This is a genomic window from Paenibacillus hemerocallicola (genome assembly GCF_006265175.1).
Lineage (GTDB): Bacteria > Bacillota > Bacilli > Paenibacillales > NBRC-103111 > Paenibacillus_AB > Paenibacillus_AB hemerocallicola.
In genome coordinates this window covers 22,623-46,244 of the sequence record NZ_VDCQ01000077.1, presented here as the reverse complement: position 1 = coordinate 46,244, position 23,622 = coordinate 22,623, and the positions used below count along the sequence as shown (strand labels likewise).

Annotated in this window: 19 protein-coding genes, 1 tRNA gene and 1 other RNA gene; 3 read left to right on the top strand and 18 right to left on the bottom strand. The window is 54.8% G+C overall.

Translation table 11 applies throughout. From position 1 onward, the window contains the following. Positions 1-29: 29 nt before the first annotated feature. The 11 genes from ssrA to FE784_RS34905 form a co-directional block, all read right to left on the bottom strand. Positions 30-392: a transfer-messenger RNA gene (gene ssrA, locus FE784_RS34955) on the bottom strand. A gap of 202 nt (positions 393-594) precedes the next feature. Continuing rightward, the gene (smpB, locus tag FE784_RS34950) at positions 595-1,074 is read right to left on the bottom strand and encodes an SsrA-binding protein SmpB (protein WP_139606879.1); all 480 of its coding nucleotides are present in this window, start codon (positions 1,072-1,074) and stop codon (positions 595-597) included. A gap of 127 nt (positions 1,075-1,201) precedes the next feature. Then, positions 1,202-3,775, bottom strand: a complete 2,574-nt coding sequence (rnr, locus tag FE784_RS34945; RefSeq protein ID WP_139606878.1) for a ribonuclease R — start codon at positions 3,773-3,775, stop codon at positions 1,202-1,204. Between the two features lie 228 nt (positions 3,776-4,003). Next, positions 4,004-4,240, bottom strand: a complete 237-nt coding sequence (secG, locus tag FE784_RS34940) for a preprotein translocase subunit SecG (RefSeq protein WP_138879145.1) — start codon at positions 4,238-4,240, stop codon at positions 4,004-4,006. A 170-nt stretch (positions 4,241-4,410) separates the two neighbouring features. Then, entirely contained in the window at positions 4,411-5,115 is a 705-nt protein-coding gene (locus FE784_RS34935) for a M50 family metallopeptidase (protein ID WP_139606877.1), read from the bottom strand. 25 nt (positions 5,116-5,140) lie between these two features. Further along, positions 5,141-6,433: a phosphopyruvate hydratase gene (eno, locus tag FE784_RS34930; protein ID WP_139606876.1), complete on the bottom strand. Its 1,293-nt coding sequence runs from the start codon at positions 6,431-6,433 to the stop codon at positions 5,141-5,143. Positions 6,434-6,537: 104 nt separating this feature from the next. Further along, positions 6,538-8,079 (bottom strand): 2,3-bisphosphoglycerate-independent phosphoglycerate mutase, encoded by a 1,542-nt coding sequence (gene gpmI / locus FE784_RS34925; protein ID WP_139606875.1) that lies wholly within the window; start codon positions 8,077-8,079, stop codon positions 6,538-6,540. A gap of 1 nt (position 8,080) precedes the next feature. Continuing rightward, a complete protein-coding gene (tpiA, locus tag FE784_RS34920; RefSeq protein WP_139606874.1) occupies positions 8,081-8,833 on the bottom strand; it encodes a triose-phosphate isomerase in 753 nt (250 codons plus the stop codon). Between the two features lie 46 nt (positions 8,834-8,879). Continuing rightward, a complete protein-coding gene (locus FE784_RS34915; RefSeq protein WP_139606873.1) occupies positions 8,880-10,061 on the bottom strand; it encodes a phosphoglycerate kinase in 1,182 nt (393 codons plus the stop codon). 180 nt (positions 10,062-10,241) lie between these two features. Then, on the bottom strand, positions 10,242-11,246 hold the full coding sequence (gap, locus tag FE784_RS34910; RefSeq protein WP_139606872.1) for a type I glyceraldehyde-3-phosphate dehydrogenase: 1,005 nt from the start codon (positions 11,244-11,246) through the stop codon (positions 10,242-10,244). Between the two features lie 74 nt (positions 11,247-11,320). Further along, the gene (locus tag FE784_RS34905) at positions 11,321-12,343 is read right to left on the bottom strand and encodes a sugar-binding transcriptional regulator (RefSeq protein ID WP_139606871.1); all 1,023 of its coding nucleotides are present in this window, start codon (positions 12,341-12,343) and stop codon (positions 11,321-11,323) included. A 258-nt stretch (positions 12,344-12,601) separates the two neighbouring features. On the opposite strand from FE784_RS34905, the gene FE784_RS34900 reads away from it, so the two are divergent. After that, positions 12,602-12,673, top strand: a tRNA-Arg gene (locus FE784_RS34900). Between the two features lie 259 nt (positions 12,674-12,932). Beyond that, positions 12,933-13,514 carry an ATP-dependent Clp endopeptidase proteolytic subunit ClpP gene (gene clpP, locus FE784_RS34895; protein ID WP_139606870.1) on the top strand — a complete coding sequence of 194 codons (582 nt, stop codon included), beginning with the start codon at positions 12,933-12,935 and terminating at the stop codon, positions 13,512-13,514. 73 nt (positions 13,515-13,587) lie between these two features. Here clpP and FE784_RS34890 read toward each other — a convergent pair whose 3' ends face one another. Next, positions 13,588-15,549 (bottom strand): NosD domain-containing protein, encoded by a 1,962-nt coding sequence (locus FE784_RS34890; protein WP_139606869.1) that lies wholly within the window; start codon positions 15,547-15,549, stop codon positions 13,588-13,590. Between the two features lie 108 nt (positions 15,550-15,657). Next, positions 15,658-16,533, bottom strand: a complete 876-nt coding sequence (locus FE784_RS34885; RefSeq protein ID WP_176706731.1) for an AraC family transcriptional regulator — start codon at positions 16,531-16,533, stop codon at positions 15,658-15,660. Positions 16,534-16,957: 424 nt separating this feature from the next. On the opposite strand from FE784_RS34885, the gene FE784_RS34880 reads away from it, so the two are divergent. Further along, positions 16,958-18,301, top strand: a complete 1,344-nt coding sequence (locus FE784_RS34880; RefSeq protein WP_139606867.1) for an ABC transporter substrate-binding protein — start codon at positions 16,958-16,960, stop codon at positions 18,299-18,301. Between the two features lie 99 nt (positions 18,302-18,400). Here FE784_RS34880 and FE784_RS34875 read toward each other — a convergent pair whose 3' ends face one another. The 5 genes from FE784_RS34875 to rapZ form a co-directional block, all read right to left on the bottom strand. Beyond that, entirely contained in the window at positions 18,401-20,176 is a 1,776-nt protein-coding gene (locus FE784_RS34875; RefSeq protein WP_246132323.1) for a stalk domain-containing protein, read from the bottom strand. A 206-nt stretch (positions 20,177-20,382) separates the two neighbouring features. Continuing rightward, a complete protein-coding gene (locus FE784_RS34870) occupies positions 20,383-20,652 on the bottom strand; it encodes an HPr family phosphocarrier protein (protein WP_110842828.1) in 270 nt (89 codons plus the stop codon). Between the two features lie 113 nt (positions 20,653-20,765). Continuing rightward, positions 20,766-21,695 carry a DNA-binding protein WhiA gene (gene whiA / locus FE784_RS34865; protein ID WP_139606866.1) on the bottom strand — a complete coding sequence of 310 codons (930 nt, stop codon included), beginning with the start codon at positions 21,693-21,695 and terminating at the stop codon, positions 20,766-20,768. Between the two features lie 6 nt (positions 21,696-21,701). Then, a complete protein-coding gene (locus FE784_RS34860) occupies positions 21,702-22,688 on the bottom strand; it encodes a gluconeogenesis factor YvcK family protein (RefSeq protein WP_139606865.1) in 987 nt (328 codons plus the stop codon). Continuing rightward, complete coding sequence (gene rapZ / locus FE784_RS34855) at positions 22,685-23,587, bottom strand: RNase adapter RapZ (protein WP_139606864.1); 903 nt, start codon at positions 23,585-23,587, stop codon at positions 22,685-22,687. Before rapZ ends, FE784_RS34860 begins: the two co-directional genes overlap by 4 nt. Between the last annotated feature and the right edge of the window lie 35 nt (positions 23,588-23,622).

Below are 23,622 nucleotides of genomic sequence, written 5' to 3'. Positions count from 1 at the left end.
AAAAGCACCCTTACGGGTGCTCTTGTTTGGTATGGAGGCGAGGGGAGTCGAACCCCTGTCCGAAGATAACGCCACACCAGCTTCTACGGGTGTAGTTACAGATTTGATGTCACCCTAGAGTCGTCCTGTAACCGACTACCCTTTGGGTCAGCCTGATTGTCTTCTTCAGCTAGCCCCAGGCGGAGACTAGACAGCGTATCCCACTAAGGTTGAGCCCCTATCCCGGCACATGGGCGATGCAGGGTAGAAGCCGCGTCACAGGTTATTAAGCTGCGAAAGCGAGTTTTGGTTGTTGTTTGCCAGTTAATTGGCGTTCGCGTTTTATAGTGGACGCAGCCCCACTACCCGCTACTCATGCTCGAACTATCCCCGTCGAATCCAAAAACGCCCCCGAGATCGGAAGTCGTCTCGTCGTTCTGGAACGAGGTGCTTCGCTAAGCGGCTTGACGGAGCCGAACCGACGGCGCATTTCATCGCCGTATTTGTATTATAACACAATCTCCGGCCCGTGCGACGGATTGTTGATGGAAACGATAGCGCACCTTGGCAGTCTTGCCATGGAAACTATATCGCCCTTCTCAACTTCAGTCCATGTTACCGCGCGACCTTCTGCTTCTCGCGGAGCGCGCGTTGGATGTCACGCTGCGCATCGCGCTTGGCGTCGCTTTCACGCTTGTCGTACTGCTTCTTGCCCTTGGCGATGCCGATCAGCAGCTTGGCGTATCCGTTGCGGACATACACCTTGAGCGGAACGATCGTATAGCCTTGCTGCTTGGCGAGCCCGAGCAGCTTGTGAATCTGTTCTTTCTTGAGCAGCAGCTTCCTCGCTCGGGTAGGGTCCGACGGATTGCTGCGATTGCCCTGCGCAAACGGGCTGATGTGCATGTTGTTGATAAACGCTTCTCCATTCCGAATCGTACAGAACGCGTCCGAAATGTTCGCCCGACCGCCCCGCAGCGACTTGATCTCGGTGCCGGTCAATACGAGACCCGCTTCATACGTATCCTCGACGAAATAGTCGTGGGACGCTTTCTTGTTCTGCGCGAGCAGCTTGCCGTCGCTTTTCTTGCTCAATCCGGTTCCCTCCTTTCGCCAGAAGGAACGGACGCCCCGGGCGGGCCGTCCGCTGCCGTTCTCACTATGCTAGGAGTTCATTGTATCAACTTCACCGGTCAAAATCAATGCGAGCCTATCGCTATAGTTATTTTTTCCCGCGCTTCTTCGCTCCTGCCAGCGCCCCGCCCTTCACGCCGCCGCCTTTCGGCTTGCGCGACGCGCCGAAGCCTCCCGGCCGCTTGCCTCCGCTTCCGCCGCCACCGCCTCGCGAGCTGCCGCCGGCAGCCCCCGCACGCCCGCGTCCGCCGCCCCGGCTGCCTCCGGCTCCGGAACCTCGCCGGTCCGGCCGCACGTTCGTCCACTCGCCTCCGCCGCCGTCCGCGCCGACGGCCTTGCCGCCCTCGCCAGCCGCCGCTCCGCGCTCGCCTCGCTTGGCCGCACCGCCCGCGTTGCCGTTGCCGCGGCTGAAGCCCCAAGCGTCCACGCCGCCTCGTCCGCCGCGGCCGCGTTCCCGCTCACGGCCTTCGTCGCCGACCTGCTTGCCGCGCCGCCCTCGATTGCCGTCCACGAAGTTGACCTTTTGCTGGCGAGGCTGCGCGTCCACCATCTCGAAATCGATGTTGTGCTCATCCAGATTGACCCGGACTACGCGAACTTTGACATCGTCCCCGATCCGGTATATTTTGGACGTCCGCTCGCCGATCAGAGCATGCTGCATCTCATGGTAATGGTAGTAGTCGTCATGCAGATCGCTCAACCGGATAAGACCCTCCACCGTATTCTGCAGCTCGACGAATATGCCGAAGTTGGTCACGCTGCTGATCATGCCCTCGAACTCTTCGCCCACTTTGTCGAGCATATATTCGGCTTTCTTCAAAGCCTCCGTGTCGCGCTCCGCATCTACCGCGAGACGCTCCCGCTCCGACGATTGGCGCGCGATATCGTCCATCCTTCCGGACAAATATTCATGCCGCTTCTCCGACAGCGCGCCGCTTTCCAGCACCTCGCGGATAATGCGATGAATGATCAAATCCGGATAACGCCGGATCGGCGAAGTGAAGTGCGAATAAAACTCGGCCGCCAGCCCGAAGTGGCCCAGGCTGCTCGCGTCGTAACGCGCCTGCTTCATCGAACGGAGCATGACCGTACTGATGATCGTCTCTTCTTTCGTGCCGCGTATTTCCTCCAGCAACGTCTGAAGAGCGCGCGGATGCACTGTATTGCCTTTACCCCGCACCACGTAACCGAAGTTCGTAATGAACTCCATGAAATGCTGCAGCTTGTCGCCGTCCGGGTTTTCATGGACCCGGTACAGAAACGGCACCTTCATCCAATGGAAATGCTCGGCAACGGTTTCGTTGGCTACTAGCATAAATTCCTCGATGATTTGCTCCGCGATCGAACGCTCCCGCTTGACAATGTCGGTCGGCTTGCCGTTCTCGTCGACGAGTATTTTCGCTTCCTGGAAATCGAAGTCGATCGCGCCGCGGCCCATTCTCTTGCCGCGAAGCTTCATTGCCAGCTCTTCCATCAGCTTGAAAAAATCGACCAAATCCTTGTAACGCTCCGTAACCTCTTCGTCTTCGCCGCGCAATATTTTGCGGACGTTCGTATAAGTCATCCGCTCCGTCGTCTTGATCACGCTGGTGAAAACGTCGTGGCGAACGAGATGTGCGTTGCCGTCGAACTCCATCTCGCAGGACATCGTCAACCGGTCCACCTTCGGATTCAAGCTGCATATCCCGTTCGACAATCGGTGGGGAAGCATCGGGATGACACGATCAACCAAATAAACGCTGCTCCCGCGGTTGTACGCTTCCCGGTCGAGCGCGGAGTTTTCCCGTACATAATAGCTAACGTCGGCAATATGTACGCCGAGCAAATAGTTGCCGTTCGGCAGTTTCTCCACGTTAACGGCATCGTCCAAATCTTTGGCATCCTCGCCGTCGATCGTCACGATCCGTCTGCTCCGCAAATCCCGGCGCCCTTGTAGCTCCTCTTCCGCGATGGAATCGGGCGCTTGCTCCGCCTCTTCCAGCACTTCGTCCGGGAACGCCTCCGGCAGCTGGTACTTGCGGATGATCGATAATATATCCACGCCCGGGTCATCCTTATGGCCCAAAATCTCGACGATCCGTCCTTCGGCTGCAGCGCGTCCTTCCGGATATTGGACGATATCGACAACGACCTTTTGCCCCGTCACGGCACCTTGGAAAGCTTCCTTCGGGATAAAAATATCTTTGGTGATCCGTTTGTCGTCCGCAATGACGAATGCATAGCTTTCGAAGCTTTGGAACGTTCCGACGATTTGCGTTATCGCTCTGGTAACGACCCGGACGACCTCTCCCTCCAGCTTGCCCCCGGCCGCGCTTTTGGACGTAATTCTCGCCAATACGATGTCCCCGTTCATCGCGCCGTTCATATCGTTGGCGTGAATGTAGACGTCCGGGTGCTCCTTGTCGTCGGGCAGCAGGAAGCCGAAGCCTTTGGCATGCGCCTGCAGCTTGCCCTTCAGCAAATTCATCCGCTCCGGCACACCGTAACGCTCCGTGCGCGTCCGGATAATTTCTCCGGCCTCCTCGAGCTGATTCAGCATTTTCAGAAATTGCTTGAACGACTCCGCGTCGCCGATGTCGAAATTTTTCTCCAGCTCCTGATACGTCATAGGCTTGTATGCCTTCTCGCGCATGAAATCGAGCAGTTCTTCTTTTGTTATCATCAATGTTCACCTGTCTCATTAGAAAATAAGTTCTCTCTACGTAGTATTGACGTTTTCGAAACGCTCAACCCCCTCGAAGAGCTTCCATTGCAACTTTAAGCCCTTTCAAATCATTACCCATAAATGGGAAGCGCTACGCGAATACGATCCGCCTTCTTTTCGCCCGGGCTTCCGCCAACTAAAAAAGCAGCAGGAGCACTTGCACCCCTGCTGCGTTCGTTTCGATCTTTAGGATTTTACGACGTATGCGACGATAAGGGACAACAGGAAGAACGAAACCGCAAATCCGACCGTTACCCGGGAAAGAAGCAACTCCAGACCGCGCGCCTTCTGCTTGCCGAAAAGGTGTTCCGCACCGCCGGAGATGGCGCCCGAGAGTCCCGCGCTCTTTCCTTTTTGCAGAAGCACAACGGCGATCAGCCCGATCGACGCAATGACCAGCAAAATTTTCAAGAAGATTTCCATCTGATCCACCTCCTGTTCGAATGCCTTATGTATCTACGTGTATGATCTACGATCAACATGTTCGGTAGCCATAGTACAAAGCAAAATTAAATATACCATATCGGACGCCAAATTACAAGGATAGCGGACTAGCGCTACTATCGGCGTTACGAACGGTGCCTCGACTTCATTTAAGCTTGGCTTTCCCAACGCGAAGAACGCGTCCGGCCGGAACGGTTTCTTCCGACGAAAGCCGCAATCGCCTTACGAGCGCATAACAGCGCAATAACAAGGAACAAGACGGCCCATACGATAGCAGGTATATGGGTTGCCCGGCTTAAGCTGGACGCATCGCCCGCTTGACCCGGTCTCGTGACGGACAGCAAGATCAAATGGATCGGCCCCATGACCGATTCTTCCAGGCAAATAAACGAGACGAGCAAATAGTAAAACTTGCGGAACCATTCGAAAGGCACCAGCATGGCGATTACGTTGACAATCATAAATCCGATCAGCCACATGACGCCGAAAGAGTTGTTGACGAAAAAAGCGAGCGATACGACGGCGAGCAGCGTCATGGCGATAAAGCCGGCCTTAAGCTTGCCTTTGCCGTACAGGCTGAACAAAAATGCGGCGAACAGCGATGCCGTTATATATCCGGACAAGCCCAACGGGATCGTCCTCCAGCCCCGCTCGATATACGAATACGTCACCCCGCTGTGATTCGAGTAAAGCTCAATGTATAACACCTGACCCGACAGCACCAGCGTCGTGACCGCATGACCCAACTCGTGCACCATCGTGTCGACATTGCGAAAAAAAGAAGAGAAGGGGATCCAGTTCGTCAAGATGGCGGATCCGACCAGAAACAGTATCGTTATCATCCACCGACTCACGGGAATCCCCTCCTTTCCGTTGCCCTTATTTGAAGTTTTTCAAGTTATAGAACGAGGCGCGGCCCAAATATTGCGCCGTGCTGCCCAGTTGGTCTTCGATGCGGAGCAATTGGTTGTATTTCGCCACGCGGTCCGTACGCGACGGAGCGCCCGTTTTGATTTGGCCCGCGTTCGTAGCTACGGCGATATCGGCGATCGTGCTGTCTTCGCTTTCGCCCGAACGGTGGGAAATAACGGCCGTATAGCCTGCGCGTTTCGCCATTTCGATCGCGTCGAACGTTTCCGTCAGCGTGCCGATTTGGTTTACTTTGACGAGAATCGAGTTGCCGATATTTTGCTCGATGCCTTGGTTCAAGCGGCTCGTGTTCGTTACGAACAAATCGTCGCCGACGAGCTGAACTTTGTTGCCGAGCTTCTCGGTAAGCAGCTTCCAGCCGGTCCAGTCGTCTTCGGCGCAGCCGTCTTCGATCGTGACGATCGGATATTTGTCGGCCCAGGAAGCGAGGAAGTTTACGAACTCTTCAGGCGTGTACGATTTGCCTTCGCCTTCCAGGTGGTATTTGCCGTCCTTGAAAAACTCGGTGGAAGCGACGTCCATGCCGAGGAATACGTCTACGCCCGGCTTGTAGCCCGCGCGCTCGATCGCGGAGATGATCGTTTGGATCGCTTCTTCGTTGGAGCTCAAGTTCGGCGCGAAGCCGCCTTCGTCGCCTACTGCGGTATTCAATCCTTTTTCCTTCAATACGGCCTTCAGGTTATGGAAAATTTCCGTGCCCCAACGAAGCGCTTCTTTGAAGGAAGAGGCTCCTACCGGCAATACCATAAATTCTTGCACGTCTATGTTGTTGTCCGCATGTGCGCCGCCGTTGATGATGTTCATCATCGGAACCGGAAGCTGCTTCGCGTTGAAGCCGCCCAGGTAAACGTACAAAGGTACGTTCAAAGCGTCTGCAGCCGCGCGGGCTACGGCCATCGACACGGCAAGAATCGCGTTCGCGCCCAGCTTCGCTTTGTTAGGCGTTCCGTCCAGTGCGAGCATTTTGTTGTCGATTGCGACTTGATCCAGAGCGTCGAGTCCGATAATTTCCGGAGCGATGATCGAATTCACGTTGTCTACCGCTTTAATAACGCCTTTGCCGAGGTAACGGCCTTTGTCGCCGTCGCGAAGCTCGACGGCTTCGTATGCGCCGGTGGAAGCTCCGGATGGAACGATGGCATGGCCTTTCGCGCCGGATTCGAGGAACACTTCGACTTCGACAGTCGGATTGCCGCGGGAATCGAGAACCTCGCGTGCGTATACGTCGGAAATAATAGTCATGGTTTCGTGAACACTCCTTCACCTGAATAAATTATGCAGTCCGCTACCCGAGCAGACCAAACTTTACGCTTCCCGGCGTCAAGCGACCGGGGAGATTATAATCTTCACTTGGAAACGAACATCGTCGTACCGGTCATCTGGGAGGGCTTGGCTACTTGCAGCAAATCGAGAATCGTAGGCGCGATATCCGCCAAAATGCCGTCGTTCCTTAGTGTAACAGATTTGTCTGTCACAATGAAGGGGACCGGATTGGTCGTATGGGCGGTAAACGGACGGCCATTCTCGTCAAATACCATGTCGGCGTTGCCGTGGTCCGCCGTAATAATCGCCACGCCGCCTTTGGCCAACACCGCCTCGACCACTCGTCCCATGCATTCGTCCGTCGCTTCAACCGCTCTGATCGTAGGCTCCAGCATGCCGGAGTGGCCGACCATATCCGGATTCGCGAAGTTCAGGATGATCGCATCGTGCTTGTCGGCCTCGATTTCCTTGACCGCCGCGGCCGCTACTTCGTAAGCGCTCATTTCCGGCTGCAGATCGTACGTCGCCACCTTCGGCGAAGGGATCAGGATGCGGGTCTCGCCCGGAAGCTCGACGTCGCGCCCGCCGCTGAAGAAAAACGTGACGTGCGGATATTTCTCCGTCTCGGCGATGCGAAGCTGCTTCATGTTGTTCTGGACGAGCACTTCGCCGAGCGTATTGTCGAGATCTTTCGGTTTATACGCAACGAAGCCGCCTACGGTTTCGCTGAACAACGTCAAGCAGACGAAATACAAGTCGCGCGGGGCGTTAGGCCCCCGGTCAAAGCCGCGGAAATCGGCGTTCGTGAACACTTGGGACAGCTGAATCGCCCGGTCCGGCCGGAAGTTGAAGAAAACGACGCCGTCCTCCGACTCGACCAAGCCGACCGGCTGGCCCTGCGCATCGACGATGACCGTCGGCATCACGAACTCGTCGAACACCGACTTCTCGTAAGACTCGGCAACGGCTTGGATCGGATCCGTATACTGCGGTCCGTCACCGTATACCATCGCGCGGTAAGATTTCTCCGTACGCTCCCACCTTTTGTCACGATCCATCGCATAATAACGGCCTTGTACGGTGGCAATCCGTCCTACTCCGATGCTGGCGATGTGAGCCTGCAAACGTTCGATGTATCCTTTCGCGCTGTCCGGCGCAACGTCCCGTCCGTCCAGGAAAGCGTGGATGAATACGTCGGTCAAGCCTTCCTTCTTGGCCAAATCCAGCAGGGCGAGCAAATGATCGATGTGGCTGTGCACGCCGCCGTCGGACAGCAGCCCGTACAGGTGCAGCTTCTTCCCTTTTTCCTTGACGTGGCGGATCGCGCCGAGAAGCGTTTCGTTGTCGTAAAACTCCCCGTCCCGGATCGACTTGGAAATGCGCGTCAAGTCCTGATACACGATACGGCCCGCGCCGATGTTCAGATGGCCGACCTCGGAGTTGCCCATCTGTCCTTCCGGAAGCCCTACGGCTTCGCCGCAAGCGGTCAACGTCGTGTGCGGATACGTCGCCAAGTAACGGTCGTAGTTCGGCTTGTTCGCCTGGGCTACGGCGTTGCCGCTCGTCTCCCCGCGCAAGCCGAAGCCGTCCATGATGATTAGCGCAACCGGTTTCGATCTGGACATGTTAACGCGCCCCCTCGACAAGCTGAATGTAGGAAGCCGGCTCCAGGCTGGCGCCCCCTACAAGCGCGCCGTCGATGTCCGGCTGCTGCATAAACTCGCGAATGTTGTTCGGCTTCACGCTGCCGCCGTATTGGATGCGCACTTTGCCTGCAACGTCGGAGCCGAATTGGACCGAGATCCGCTCGCGGATATAGCCGATGACTTCGTTCGCATCGTCAGCCGTTGACGTTTTACCCGTTCCGATCGCCCAGATCGGCTCGTAAGCGACGACCGTTTGCGCCGCCTGCTCGGCGCTCAAGCCTTGCAAGGCCGCTTCCGTCTGTACGCGGCACACGTCCTTCGTCTTGCCCGCTTCGCGCTCTTCCAAGCTTTCTCCTACGCAAACGATAGGCAGCAAGCCGTGCTTGAACGAGGCGTGCACTTTTTTATTAACCGTCTCGTCCGTATCGGCGAAATAAGCCCGGCGCTCGGAGTGGCCGATAATCACGTAGTGAACGCCCAAACTTTTAAGCATGACGCCGCTGATCTCGCCGGTGAAGGCGCCGTTGTCTTCCCAATGAAGGTTTTGCGCTCCTACCTTCAGAGAAGTGCCTTTCACGGCTTCCACGAGAGCCGGCAAATTCGTATACGGCGCGCAAATGACGCTTTCTACGCCTTCGACCTCGGCCTTGCCCTTTACTTCGTCGATGAATGCGACTGCTTCTTCGACCGTCTTAAACATTTTCCAGTTGCCTGCAATAATCGGCGTTCTCATCGGAAATCGCTCCTTTTCACATATGGGTTGGGGACGCAAGAGCTGTTTACTTATCGTTCAAAGCAACGACGCCCGGGAGCGCTTTGCCTTCCATAAATTCGAGCGATGCTCCGCCGCCGGTGGAGATGTGGTCCATTTTGTCGGCCAGATGGAATTTCTCGGCCGCCGCCGCGGAATCTCCGCCCCCGATGACCGTGTAGCCTTCCGTCTTGGCGCAAGCTTCCGCTACCGCCTTCGTTCCGTTCAAGTACGGGTTCAGCTCGAATACGCCCATAGGTCCGTTCCAGACGACCAGCTTCGATTTGGCGATGACGTCGGCGTACAGCTCGCGCGTCTTCGGTCCGATGTCGAAGCCTTCCCAGTCGGCCGGAATTTCGTTGATCGGCACGATCTTCGTATTCGCGTCGTTGCTGAAATCGTCGCCGACGACGATATCGACGGGCAGCATCAGGTTGACGCCCTTTTCCTTCGCTTTCTTCAAGAAGGAAAGCGTCAGGTCGAGCTTCTCGTTGTCGACGAGCGATTTGCCGATCTCATAGCCCTGCGCCTTCAGGAACGTATACGACAAGCCTCCGCCTATGAGCAGGTTGTCCGCGATATTCAGCAAATTCTCGATGACGGCGATTTTGTCCTTCACTTTGGAGCCGCCTACGATAGCCGTGAACGGACGCTCCGGATGATGAAGCGCTTTGCCCAATACGTCCAGCTCTTTCTCCATCAGCAAGCCGGATACGGCCGGCAAATGATGCGCGATGCCTTCCGTCGAAGCGTGAGCGCGGTGAGCGGCGCCGAAAGCGTCGTTGACGTACAGGTCGGCAAGCTCCGCAAACGATTTCGCCAGCTCCGGATCGTTCTTCTCTTCGCCCGCATGAAAGCGCACGTTTTCCAGGAGCAGCACGTCACCTTCGTTCAGCTCGGCGATTTGGGCTTTCACCGCGTCTCCGATCGATTCGTCGGCTTTCACTACCGGTTTGCCCAGCAGCTCGGACAAACGCGCCGCGGCCGGGGTCAATCTCAGCTCTTCGACGACTTGTCCTTTCGGACGGCCCATGTGGCTGGCCAAAATGACCTTGGCGCCTTTTTCGGCCAAGAAGCGGATCGTCGGAAGCGTCTCGCGGATGCGGGTGTCGTCGGTGATTTGGCCGTTCTCGAGCGGTACGTTGAAGTCAACGCGGACAAACACCTTTTTGCCGGATACTTCTATGTCTCGAACGCTTTTTTTGTTCATGGGAGTTCCTCCTCGGAGCTTTTGCGGAGCAAAAGCTGGCATCGTAAGCATGGACAGAGCTTTTGCGAAGCAACGGCTTACTTTCGTAAGCATGATAACGAGATACCGCCTGGCAGAATGCGCATAGTACACACAGGGAAAGAGGAGAATCGCTTCTCCCCTCTCACGGATGCTATTCGATTACAGGCCTTTGTCGGCGATGAAAGCGGCCAAGTCTACAACGCGGTTGGAGTAGCCCCACTCGTTGTCGTACCATGATACGACTTTCACGAGATTGTCGCCTACGACCATCGTAGACAGCGCGTCGATCGTCGAGGAAGCGGGATCGCCATTGAAGTCGCTCGATACAAGCGGCTCTTCGGTGTAGAACAGGATGCCCTTCAGCGCGCCGTTGGCCGCTTCTTTCAGCACCGCGTTCACTTCGTCGACCGTTACGTTCGTTTTCAGCTCGGCTACGAGATCCGTTACGGATACGTTGGGAGTAGGAACGCGGAAAGACATGCCGTTCAATTTGCCCTTCAGCTCGGGCAGCACGAGGGATACGGCTTTCGCTGCGCCCGTCGTCGAAGGAATGATGTTCTCCGCGGCTGCGCGCGCGCGGCGCAAGTCTTTATGCGGCAGGTCGAGCACTTGCTGGTCGTTCGTGTAAGAGTGGATCGTAGTCATCATGCCTTTTTCGATGCCGAACTTGTCGTTCAACACTTTGGCGAAAGGAGCCAGGCAGTTCGTCGTACACGATGCGTTGGAAATAATCGTATGTTTGGACGGGTCGTATTGGTCGTCGTTGACGCCCATAACGATCGTGATGTCTTCGTTCGTCGCGGGAGCGGAAATGATAACTTTTTTCGCGCCGCCCTTCAGGTGGGCTTCCGCTTTTTCCTTGGCCGTGAAAATACCTGTCGATTCCACTACGATTTCTACGCCTACGGATGCCCAAGGCAGGTTGCCCGGATCGCGCTCGGCGAACACTTTGATTTCTTTGCCGTTTACGAACAGCGCGCCTTCGCCGGCTTCGACCGTTGCGTTCAAGCGGCCATGCGTCGTGTCGTATTTCAGCAAATGAGCGAGCGTGCTTACGTCGGTCAAATCGTTGATTGCGACGATTTCTACATGTTCATTGTTCAGCGCGGCGCGGAATACGTTCCGCCCGATCCGTCCGAAGCCATTAATCCCTACTTTTACCATTTTGTTATTCCTCCTTGAGCATGTGGACTCTTTTATGTCAAGACAAGCCCGGAAGCCCGTCAAGATAACAATCGCTAGATGAACCTTATCAGCTCGGCTGCAGCCGCCTCATCGGTTACGAGAACATCCTCGTGGCCGAATTTCATGACCGCCGCTATCGCTTCGCCCTTGCTTTTGCCGCCGGCCACCGCAATTACGACTTCCGTCGATTGGATATCCTCCAGCCGGAGTCCGACTGTCGGCATTTTATGAACGACCTTGCCGTCGCGGTCAAAATAGTAGCCGAATGCTTCGGCCAAAGCGCCCTCTCCGAGCAGCTCGTCGATCGTGAGCCGGTCGACCTTCCTCCGTCTGGCCATCACCATAGCGTCCCCGATCCCGTGCACGACGATCCGGGCGCCGCGAATGACTTCGACGACTTCCAGTATGTTCGGATCCTGCATGAGAGATACGTAGGCCTCTTCGCCCAAATGATCGGGTACGTGCAGCAGCCGGTATTGGCCGCCCGCCTTCTTCGCCATCGTGGAGGCGATCGAGTTCGCCTGCAGCTCTACGCTCTCGCCCAAGCCGCCTCGGGCAGGTACGAACACATTGCCTTTCATCTGAACCGACGGAGTCAGATGGTCCGCTACTTCCGCAAGCGTAGATCCGCCCGCTACGGCTACTACATCATCCTTGGTGGCATATTTGCGCAGCGCGGTCGCTCCCGCCCGGCCGAGCTCCTTCTTCGCCAGCTCCGATTGATCGCAATCTCCCGGGACGATAATGACTTGGCGCAGCGAAAACCGCTCCCGCAGCTTCTCCTCCAAATCGGACAGCCCGAGAAGCTCCCTCACGATCGGCTCCATATCCTCCAGCAGCTTGCGGCCGGCTTCGCTCAGCTTCATCCCCGAAGTCTCGGTAACGAGCAGTCCTTGTTCCTTGAGAAAATCGACCTCGGATCTCAGCACCCGCTCCGTAAGCTCCAGATGAGTAGCCAAAGCGCGTCTGCCGACGACGCCGGTCGTGGAAATATGATGCAAAATCGTGTATCTCTTCTTCAATACGTCGGTCAAATCCGGCAGCAACCGCTTCTGAATATCCAAAATCAGTCTCATGGACTACGGACACACTCCCGCTTTCGATTACCGCGGCATGCATCGGGACCATTTATGTCCCGCATATACATTTTTGGTCCCGCTAGTTCATTTTTATTATATGCATCTTTTTCTGAAAATGCAAGCCGGCATACGATCATTTTGACTCGTTGGAACGTTCTTAATCGAAAAAAAATAATGCGAAGCCGCTTGCAATTTCCGCACCGATTGTATATAATCAATTTTGCGTCTGAAAACAGCCTAAGACGAACTCGATATGCGCTCGTGGTCCAATGGATATGACGTAGGCCTCCGGAGCCTGAGATCAAGGTTCGATTCCTTGCGAGCGCGTCATAGATGCAAACGATGAAAACGTCCCCGGACGTTTTTTTTGGTTTCCGTGCAATTTGCGCAAAACCGGGGAAAACGGCAGCAAACGGGCATGCGCCATACAACGTCAAATGGAATTTGACCTTTCTTGACCTTTGTTCCGTTTTGCGTTATGATAATTGTAGTTTTCCTACCTTAGTGCGGAATCGCGATTGTTCGTCATCGCACGTCACGTACTCTGTGAGGACTTATCCCGCTTGATCTAAAGGAGGCTATGGTCATGAGTTTTATTCCAATGGTAGTCGAACAGGACGCTCGCGGCGAACGCGGGTACGATATTTACTCCCGTCTTCTGAAGGACCGCATCATCTTCCTCGGAACGCCCGTGAACGACGCGGTCGCCAATGCGATCATCGCGCAAATGCTGTTCCTGGCGGCGCAGGATCCGGATAAAGACATCAGCCTGTACATCAACAGCCCCGGCGGCTCGATTACGGCCGGCATGGCGATTTTCGATACGATGCAATTCATCAAGCCCGACGTCTCCACCATTTGCGTCGGCATGGCCGCCTCGATGGGCGCGTTCCTGCTCGCTGCGGGCGCCAAGGGCAAACGCTACGCGCTGCCCAACAGCGAAGTGATGATTCACCAGCCGCTCGGCGGAGCCGAAGGTCAAGCAAGCGACATCGAGATTCGCGCGAAGCGGATTATCAAGCTGCGCGAGAAGCTGAACGGCATTTTGGCCGAACGCAGCGGACAGCCGCTCGAGCGCATCGACAAAGACACCGACCGCGACTACTTCATGAGCGCCGAAGAAGCGAAAAACTACGGCCTGATCGATAAGGTCGTAGCGAAAATATAACATTCGGCAAAGCGAAGAAGCTTGAGGAACCGAAGTTCCTTCAAGCTTCTTTGTTATTTCGGCGTAAGGCAGTTTATTTGCCGACCCATCCGGTAGAGCCGGCGCCGCTTTCTTTCACATACAAAGTCTGGGTGGAACCGCCGTCCCTGCGAAGGAACACGGACCCGCTGGACGCGCTCTGCACTCCTTCGGGCGAGCCGCTGCCCGCCATAATGCCGGTCCCCCCATAATGCCACATGACCGCTCCATTCCATGTGCTGTTGGCGACCGACGCCCCTTCCTGCCCGCCCAATGAATCGTATCCGTTGGCGAACATATTGCCAACTATGTTCATATGGACGGCCGTACCGGTAACCCTCATGCCGGAAGATGCTTCGTTACCGGCTTTTGCCGTCATATTCATGGCTACAATAAGCATATCGTCTGCCGATGTCGAGAAATACAACGAATAAGTGCCGGCGCCGAGCACCGTATTGCCGATGACCGTAAGATACGGCACCCTGTACATATGGATCGCGGTCGTCACATTCGCACCATCGCCGACAATAACGTTGTTCGCCACAGAAACCGCGCCAAAGGCTCCCGCCGGAGAAGCGCCGAATTCCTCGGCGACGATCCGGCAGCCTCTTAAGCTGTTCCCGGTGATGACGATTCCGGTAGTCAGCTTATTCGGTTCGTCGATGTAGCCTTGACGCGTCACGCGAATCCCTTTTGCATTCGAGGTTCCGGTGATTGCGTTTCCCGTAATCGTGACGTCGACCGAATCGTCCACCCATATGCCGTTTACATTATCGGTGCAGGTGTTTCCGGTAACGGCAATCAGCTTCCCGCCATTTTCGATCTGGATGCCGGCCGCATTAGGCCCGGACCCGGTGACGGAACAACCGGAAACAGTTGCATCATGTACGCCGTAGAAACCTACAGCCGCGGACGTAACCGGATCGTGTACGTGACACGAATCGACCGTGACACGGCTGATCCGACCGTTCGGGGTCGATCGAAAGTTGATGCCTCCGCTGCTTTTCGACGTCTTGTCGTGGTAGGAACGGACTCCGCGCACGATTATATTGCCGGCCGTCTTGCCCGACCCGTCCGAGAAATGAAACTTGACCGGGTGCCAAGAACGGTAGACGGTAACGTTCTCGATTGTAATATTCTCGATATTGGCGGACAGCGAAGCGTCGAACCCGTCGCCAGCCCCGAATTCGATGCTGGATAAATTGCCGCCCGGCGAGATCGGATACGTGTTCTCGATCCGGAAGTTCCGAATGGATACATGAGAGCCTTCCACATAAAACAGAACCCTTCTATTCGCGTACGTAATCGCTTGCGTCAAAATCGTGCCGGTCGTTCCGGCAATTGTAACGTTTGCGGGGACCCGTACAGCATAGCCGAAGTCGAGAGAGCCGGGTGTCTGGAACGTATGGCGGGCGGCTATGAGGAATGTGCCCGGGGGAAGGTATACTTGACCGCCGACTTCCGCGGCCGCGTTGATCGCCGCCTGCAAAGCGGCGGTTTCGTCCTGGATGCCGTCTCCCGCCGCCCCAAACCAGTTAATTGGGAAAAGGCCGTTCACTTGCAGCCTTTTGAACCGAGCGCCGAATACAGAGACAAGAACCGTACCCGTATTATCCGGTGTCAAAACATCTGCCGGATCGTATTGGAAATATCCTTCCTTGCCCGGATCGGTCAAATAGTACAGCTCGGCATCCGGCGCCGTCGTCATGGCTCGCAGCTCCGCCATAGACGCATACCGTACACAACATTCGTCCGACTCCGGATTGTCGGGTCCATAGACCGAATCGGTTACCCCCCGACCCCCTCCCCGCCCGCTCGCGCCTGCTTGGAGCAGCCCGCCCGCAGCGAATGCCACTCCCGCCGTCCCTATAGCGGCAAGCATCTTTCTTCGGCTGATCGCACGCTCCCGATTTCTATAACTATCCCGATCATCGATCATCGGATTACCGGGGGTTCCCGCTTCTTTAGCCGACTCTCGGGCAATGTCCTGCCGCTGATAGTCTTCCCTGTCCTTCATCGAATCCTCTCCTCGCTTGAGACAATTTGCAGATTGCTCCCCGGCAGGCAGGATGTTTCGAAACGCTATATTCCATAGAAAGAAACCGCTTTCATTATTCCGGGAATGTCATTTCCGATGCTGAAGCTGCCCGCCTGCGGAATGGGCCAGTTTTTTGTACGTTTCCGGCGTATGCCCGACCTGCTTTTTGAATAGCCGGCTGAAATGGGCCAAATGCTTAAACCCTACTTCATAGCACACATGGGTAACGGATGGTTCCTTTTCGTACAAAAATAAAATTTTCGCCTGGTTAATGCGCCGTTCGTATAAATAGTCGGTTATCGTTTTGCCGGTCGCTTCGCGAAACAGTTTCATTAAGTGAAACTTGCTTATATGAACCTCTTTCACGAGGTCGTCCAGCTTCAGATCTTCCATAAAATGCAGATCTATGAAGTTGATCAGTCTACCCACATACTGTTCCCGTTCCGAACCGGTTCTTTGCCTCTCCTCTATGACAGAGCGACCTTGAACAAGGATGAACATGAGCAAGTCGTAAAACGCCATCAAAAAGCGGTTGTACTGGACAATGTCGTTCTGACAATAAAACCGGTTAATTCGCTTCAAAATGTCTTCGCATTCCGCCTTGGCATCGGGCGATAAACGGAAGTGGTAGTTTCTCAGCACGTTAAACGGCTTCAATGGATCGCATGAACGCATATTCTCGTCGAAAATTTGCACCAAATACGGGTCGAACGAAAACATAGTGCGAACGTACTCGGATGGCTCGTAAACTTTGGGACCATGGGGCGTCATGCCGTTCATAATAATCAGATCGCCGGGCTGCAGACGGATGATCCGCTCCCCCAACATGTAGTCGCAGTTGCCGCTGTGGAAATAGTATATTTCGTATTGCGGATGCGTGTGGAAAAAGGACAAACCGTTATTCAACCCTCTCCAGTTGTAATAATAGTCCGTCAAAATACGATAAGGATGTCGTGGATTCATGTGGTCGGGCTCTCCCTTCCCTGAACCGGGCATATGTTCTCCATAACCATCTTCAAGCCGTGAAGCAAATGGTTATTGGAACCATTATACAATAGAAACGGACAGGCGGCGAGATCGCCCTGCTGATATCACCCCTTTGGGTTGATGGGGAAATTGGTTCTCCACGAGTGTAGCATATCGGCATCGGTTCCGTTTGATCCGGACTTCGTTAAAAGCGGCCGTAATTTGATTCGGATTGCGATATTGGCCGCTTCCGTTATTCGAATCGCGCTTCGGCTTTTCGGCGTACCGCGGAAACCGCAACTGCAATCAAATCATGATTGAATTGCCGCAGTGCCGATCAATCGATCCAGAATGATCTGTGCTATAGTAACTCATGCGACCGATTTCCATCGTTTGCAAACTAATGACGAGGTGAGCACAGTTGGCCAAATTAAAAAAACAAGTATGGGGCGTCATCTTGGCGACAACCGCGGTCTTGCTGACAACGGCCTGCGGGTCGGGAGCAGGCAGCGGGACGAGTGCGACAGACGGGAACTCCAAGCAAGCGCAATTGCCCGAGCAAACTCCGCCGAAGCCGGTTGAGCTCGTATTTTACGACGGGGGAGGAGACTGGCCGGCAGAACGGTTTCAAAAGGAAATCGCCGAGCCGATCAAAAAGAAATTCCCTCATATTACACCCTCGTTCGTTCCCTATACGAACGGGAAAAAGGTACAGGAAATGTTGACGGCCGGGCAACAGTTGGACATCATTTTCAGCTCGACGGGCTTGGTATACAACAATGTGCTCCAATACGATCTCCAGTACGATATCACACCGCTCATTCAGAAGTACAAATACGACTTGAATCAAATCGAGCCGATGGCCGTAGATCAACTGAAGCAGTTGGCAAACGGCGGCATGTACGGGCTGCCGGTATTCATGTCCCCGGCACCGTTGTATTACAACAAAGATATATTCAATAAATTCGGCGTCGCTTATCCCAAGGACGGCATAACGTGGGACGAGCTTTACACGTTGGCCAAGCAGCTTACCCGGGAGGAAGGAGGGGTGCAGTACCGCGGCTTCTTCGCATCCGTCTCTCATTTGGCCAGACTGAACCAGCAATCTTTCCGAACCGTCGATCCTGCAACCAATAAGGCCACCTTGGACAACGACAACTGGAAATCATTCTTGAACAACATCGTCCGCTTCTACGAAATCCCAGGCTACAAGATGGACGCCAATCTGACCTTCGTCACCAACAAACGCAATAAATTTATCCAGGAAAAATCCGTCGCAATGTGGCTGCCCGTCAGCACCCAGCATACGGCGCAGGAGCTTGCCGACCTGAACTGGGACATCGCTTCGTTTCCGGTAGACAAGCAAAAGCCGGGTGTAGGCCCGCAGCCGTACCCCAACGCTTTCTGGCTAACGAAAATAAGCAAGCAAAAAGACGAAGCTTTCCAAGTGATCGCTTACTTGGCATCCGAATCGTTTCAATTGCCGGGAGTGAAGCGCGGCGAATTCGTATCCGCCCTCAAAAGCGAGACGCTGCGAAAATCGTTCGGCCAAGAATCCGACCTGTATAAAGGCAAAAATGTTAAAGCGATGCTGCCGGCCGAGTTCGCTCCGGCCGTTCCGATTACCCGCTTCAACAGTATAGCCGAGTCGAATTTGCTGACCGCCTTCAACGATACTATCCTGGGCAAGAAAGATATCAATACCGCTTTGCGGTCGGCCGAGGAAGCTACCAACAAAAAAATTCAAGAAGAACTTGCCAAATAGCATTAGAGCAAGGCCTAATGAAGAAATCCCACAATAGAAACGAAAACCTCCATAACCACTAAAAATGTGGGAATGGAGGTTTTTTTGGGGACAACCCTTTTAGTCCAGCGGGTAGAAAATCAAATTGATCGGAAACGCGGAGCCCGCGGGCGGAGTGAACTCGATATCGAGCGACGGCTCGTTGCCCGTCGTCCGCGCCAGGATTTGCACCGTTTCGAACGCGGTAATGACGCCTGAGGTCGGCGCAAGCACGAATTCACCGTTGATTTTGAACGGGCCTTTGAACGGGCCGCCCCGCGCTTGCAGCAGGATCGCCATTTTCCGCGGCTTGTCCGAATGGATTTTGTACACGACGCCGTAGTTGCCGTCGTCGGTCACTTCTTTTTTGCGGGTCGGATCGGTACCGACCTGCCATTGATCATATTCGTTATCTCCGAATATAAGCCGGGTCGATGTCGTGAACGAGCTGGCGTCGATGTCCCAGCGTTTCTCCGTGATCGGGAATGTCCCGCGAATATGCTGATCGGCCGGCAATTGCTTGTACAGCAGCGGATACTTCGAAATCGGCGTCTCGATGCTCGCATCCATGGCCATAAAGGCGAATTCGACCGGACCGTCCGTCTCCACGTCGTAGATTACATTCACGCCTTGACCGGGCAAGAAGTCGGGCATTTGCACGTAAGTGCGGGACTGACCCGCCGGAACGACAATCTCGCTGTCGGGAGCGTCACCCAGCAAAAATTCGACGGACGCCTCATGACCGATCAGATTGGCGTAAATGGACGGGTACACCTCGCCCTTGTTGGTCGTCTTGATCGTAACCGGCTTCGTGCCGGAATTCGTCGCCATAATAATGAACTGCACCTTTTCGTCCATGCCGTTGACGTGATCCGCATACAACCGCGCTTTGCCGTTCACCGTATCGGCATAGAAAATGCCCTTCTCGTCGAACGTTTCCGGGCTGTCGCTGACGAGCAGCTTGCGGGAGCGGTCCTCGGTCACGGTTTTCTTGAAGTTCGGCAAATCGTTGAAGTACGCATACACCTCGATCCAGTTCGTCGGAATCAACGACTGAAGCGGATATGTGTTCAGCTTGAAGGCCATCGGGGATTTGTGCATAATCTCGTCCGACACTTCAATGTAACGGGAGTACAGATCGCTGACCAGCCCTTGTCCGTCCTTCACCTTCAAGGTGACCAAATATTTGCCGGGCGAGAAAAACGCCTCTTCGTTGCCGGTCCATTCGTATTGAAGCCCTTCGGCATCGGGATCATAGCTGAGATCGATATATTGCACCGGTTCGCCGATCAAATATTTCGGCTTGCCGAACGTGAATCTCGCCACCGGGCGCGAATTGCCCTTCTCGTCGACGCGAGACGGCGGCTTTTTCACGAACGTTACCTCTAGACGCTTCTTATCCGCATTAAACGTATACTTGGCTCCAAGGAAGTCGTACAGCCAGCTTTCCTTCACCATCAGCTTGCCGTTGAAGGACCGGGCGACGCTGTCGAAGGTCAAGTAGACGCCGTTGATGAACACGGATTTGTTGACCTCGTCGATTTCGATTTTCGCGCGCGACGTGCCGATTTCCGTCCGTTTCGTCTTGTCGTTGAATTTCACTCCGATCCCTAGCTGCTCGCCCATAAACTTCAGCGGGACGAATCGGCTGTTGCCGTCCTTCAGTACGCCCGGAGTATCCAAATCGATTTTTTTACCGTCCACGTAAGCAACCGGCTCATCCAAGCTCAGCCAAATGTTTACAGTAGTCGTCGATACGCTCGACGTGCCCGCTCCCCACGCCGGGACGACCGACACGATCATGAGCGCGCACAGTATGGCGAGCCCTGCCCATCTCCTTAACCCTTTCCTGATCACCGTTCTCTCTCCACTCTTTCTATGTATAGTGCCTGTCGAAACATTAGACGCCCTTTTGGGTAAAAGGTTGCATATTTTTGGAGGACGGGACGACTTTTCAGAGGAAACGACATTTTCCGTAAAAAGACAACACAAAAAGCTCCCTTATGCAAGGAAGCTTCGTGATCATACTCCATTTTGATTGCCGGGCCAAGCGCGAACGGCTGTTATTGGTTCTCCAATTCCTCTTTGCCGACCAATGCGACTAAAGCGGTTACAGCCTGCTCTGCGTCCGAACCTTCCGCACTTATGTGGACTTCGGTTCCCGAGCTGATCGCAAGGCTCATAATGCCCATAATGCTTTTGGCATTCACTTTTTTATCGTCCTTCTCGACGAAAATCTCCGACGAAAACTTATTCGCTTCTTGCACGAACAGTGCGGCCGGTCTTGCATGCAATCCCGTTCTCAGTCTTACGACTGCTGGACGTCTGGTCATCAAACGGATACCCCCTACATCTTATGGTCAACGTTCAACAAAATCGATTATTTACATATTATATCATTTATTATCGGACATAGAAAGGCGACAAGCCCGCTATTTCCGAACATTCAGGAATTCCTCAATTTTTCGGCGAGATCGTCCAGCTTGCGGAGCCGGTGATTGACCCCCGACTTGCTGACGCTGCCTTTCAGAAGCTCCCCGACTTCCTTCAAATTCATGTCGGGATGGAGCAGCCGAACCTCCGCCACTTCCTTCAGCTTCTCCGGCAAATTGTCCAGCCCGAATTCCTTTTGCAGAAACCGGATGTTCTCGATTTGCCGTACCGCAGCGCCGATCGTCTTGTTCAGGTTGGCCGTCTCGCAGTTGACGATCCGGTTGACGGAGTTGCGCATGTCCTTCATAATACGGACATCCTCGAACCGCAGCAGCGCTTGATGCGCGCCGATCAGGCTCAAGAATTGGATAATCTTCTCGCCTTCCTTCATGTAGAACACGTAGCCCTTCTTCCGCTCGATGCACCGGGCGTTCAATTGGAACCGGTTGGCCAATTGGCACAGAGCGTGGCAGTGCTCCTCATACATCGAGGCGATCTCGAGATGGTAGGAAGAGCCTTCCGGGTTGTTGACCGAGCCCCCGGCCATGAATGCTCCCCGCAAGTAAGCCCGCTTGCAGCAATTGCCGCGCACGAGCCGCTTATCGATTCCGGGCGTAAACTGAAACCCTTCTGATACGATATGCAGACTACCCAATACTTCCTGCACTTTGTTCGGCACCCGCACGATATAGACGTTGTTTTTTTTCAGCCGCATTTTTTTGCGGACCAGCAACTCCGTGTGCAGGTTGTAATTTTTTTTGATCAGCATGTAGATGCGCCGGGCGATGGCCGCGTTTTCGGTGGAAATATCGAGTACGATGCGCTGATTCGTCAGCTGCACGGCACCGTTCATCCGGATGAGCGCCGCCAGCTCCGCTTTCTCGCAGCATTCCTCGCCTTCCACCATCGTCAGCTCTTTCTTCGTTTGCGCCGCAAAAGACATCCCCCGTCACCTCTTTCGAACCATCCAGCTATCCACTAGTTGAAAAATATGATGGCTAAGCCGCTCCGCGTCGTGACGCAAGTAAGTCCGGAACAAGACGAGCCGGTCCGCGACGACCTTGTAGCCGAGCCTCTTCACTTCGTCCATGTCCAGGTGCACCGCTTTCGCGCCCTGTTCGGCATATTTGCTCTGCACTTGCGGAGGAATTTCCCCGTTATTTACAATGACGTAATCAAACATATGATAACCGACGTGATCGTATACCGCCTGCAAATGATCGCTAACCGTAAAATCGTCCGTCTCGCCGGGCTGGGTCATCACGTTGCAGACGAAAATTTTGACCGCATCCGACTGCATGATCGTCTCAGCCAGCTTCGGTACGAGCAAATTAGGCAAAATGCTCGTATACAAGCTGCCCGGGCCGATCAATATCGCGTCGGCCTCCCGGATCGCTTCCACCGCTTCCTCGAGCGGAGAGACGTCGGGGGGCTCGATAAACACCCTTTTAATTTTTCCTCCGGCCTTCGGAATATTCGATTCGCCTTCCACGAACGTACCGTCGTTCATTTCCGCCTTCAAAACGATCTGATGATCGCTCGCGGGCAGCACTCTCCCCCGTACGGCAAGCACCCGGCTCAGCGCCTTGACGCCTGTAACGAAGTCTCCGGTAATATCCTTCATGGCGGCCAATATCAAATTGCCGAGGCTGTGTCCGGCGAGGCCCGCTCCGCTCGAGAAACGGTGTTGCAGCATTTGCGACAAAAGCGGCTCCACATCGGCAAGCGCTATGAGCACGTTGCGAATATCGCCCGGCGGCGGTATTTGCAGCTCGTTGCGCAGCACGCCCGAGCTGCCTCCGTCGTCCGCAACCGTTACGATGGCGGTTATGTCCAGCGGTTTTTCCTTCAAGCCCCGCAGCATGACCGACAAACCCGTGCCTCCGCCGATTACGACGATTCTGGGCTGGCTGTCCTCCACTTTCTCAGCGCTCATCGACTCACCTCGGGACGGCGATCGCGATCGGCATCCCGATGACTGACTCGCACTACTTCAGTCTCGCTGTTACCGAGCATTTTACCCAAATATTCGGCAATAGCGACCGAGCGGTGCTTGCCCCCGGTACAGCCGATTCCGATTACGACTTGGCTTTTGCCTTCCTTCGTATACTGGGGAATGAGAAATTGGAGCATATCGATGAGCTTGGTCAGAAACTCCTTCGTTTCGCTCCACTTCATCACGTAATCGTACACGTCAGGATCAAGCCCCGTATTCGGTCTCAGCTGTTCCACATAATGGGGATTCGGCAAAAACCGGACGTCGAATATGAGATCGGCGTCGATCGGAACCCCGTATTTGAATCCGAACGAAATCACATTGACGGATATGCTTCCTTTTCCTATGCTCGTAAACCGGGAAACGATCCGCTCCTTCAGCTCCGCCGGCTTCAGACTGCTCGTATCGATAACCTGCGTCGCCATGCCCTTCAGCTCTTCGAGCAGCTTGCGCTCCAAATGGATGCCGTCGAGAGGCAGTCCTTCAGGGGCAAGCGGATGTCGGCGCCGGCTTTCCTTGTACCGTTGCACGAGCGTCGAATCGGTCGCGTCCAGAAACAGGATTTCGTACGTCAGCGTATAGTTTTCCTTAATCGTACGAAGCGATTCCGATAAAGCGGTAAAAAACTCCCGCCCTCTCAAATCGATCACGAGCGCGACTTTGCCGATCCGCCCCTTCGATTGATCGATCAGCTCGGCAAATTTCGGAATGAGCACGGGGGGCAAGTTGTCGACGCAAAAAAAACCGAGATCCTCCAGGCTTTGTACCGCAATCGTCTTGCCCGCTCCCGACATTCCCGTAATGATGACCAACCTCGCCACGTTCGGGCTATCCTCCATGCGCGTTCCCTCCCATCACTTGAGACTGTCGGCGG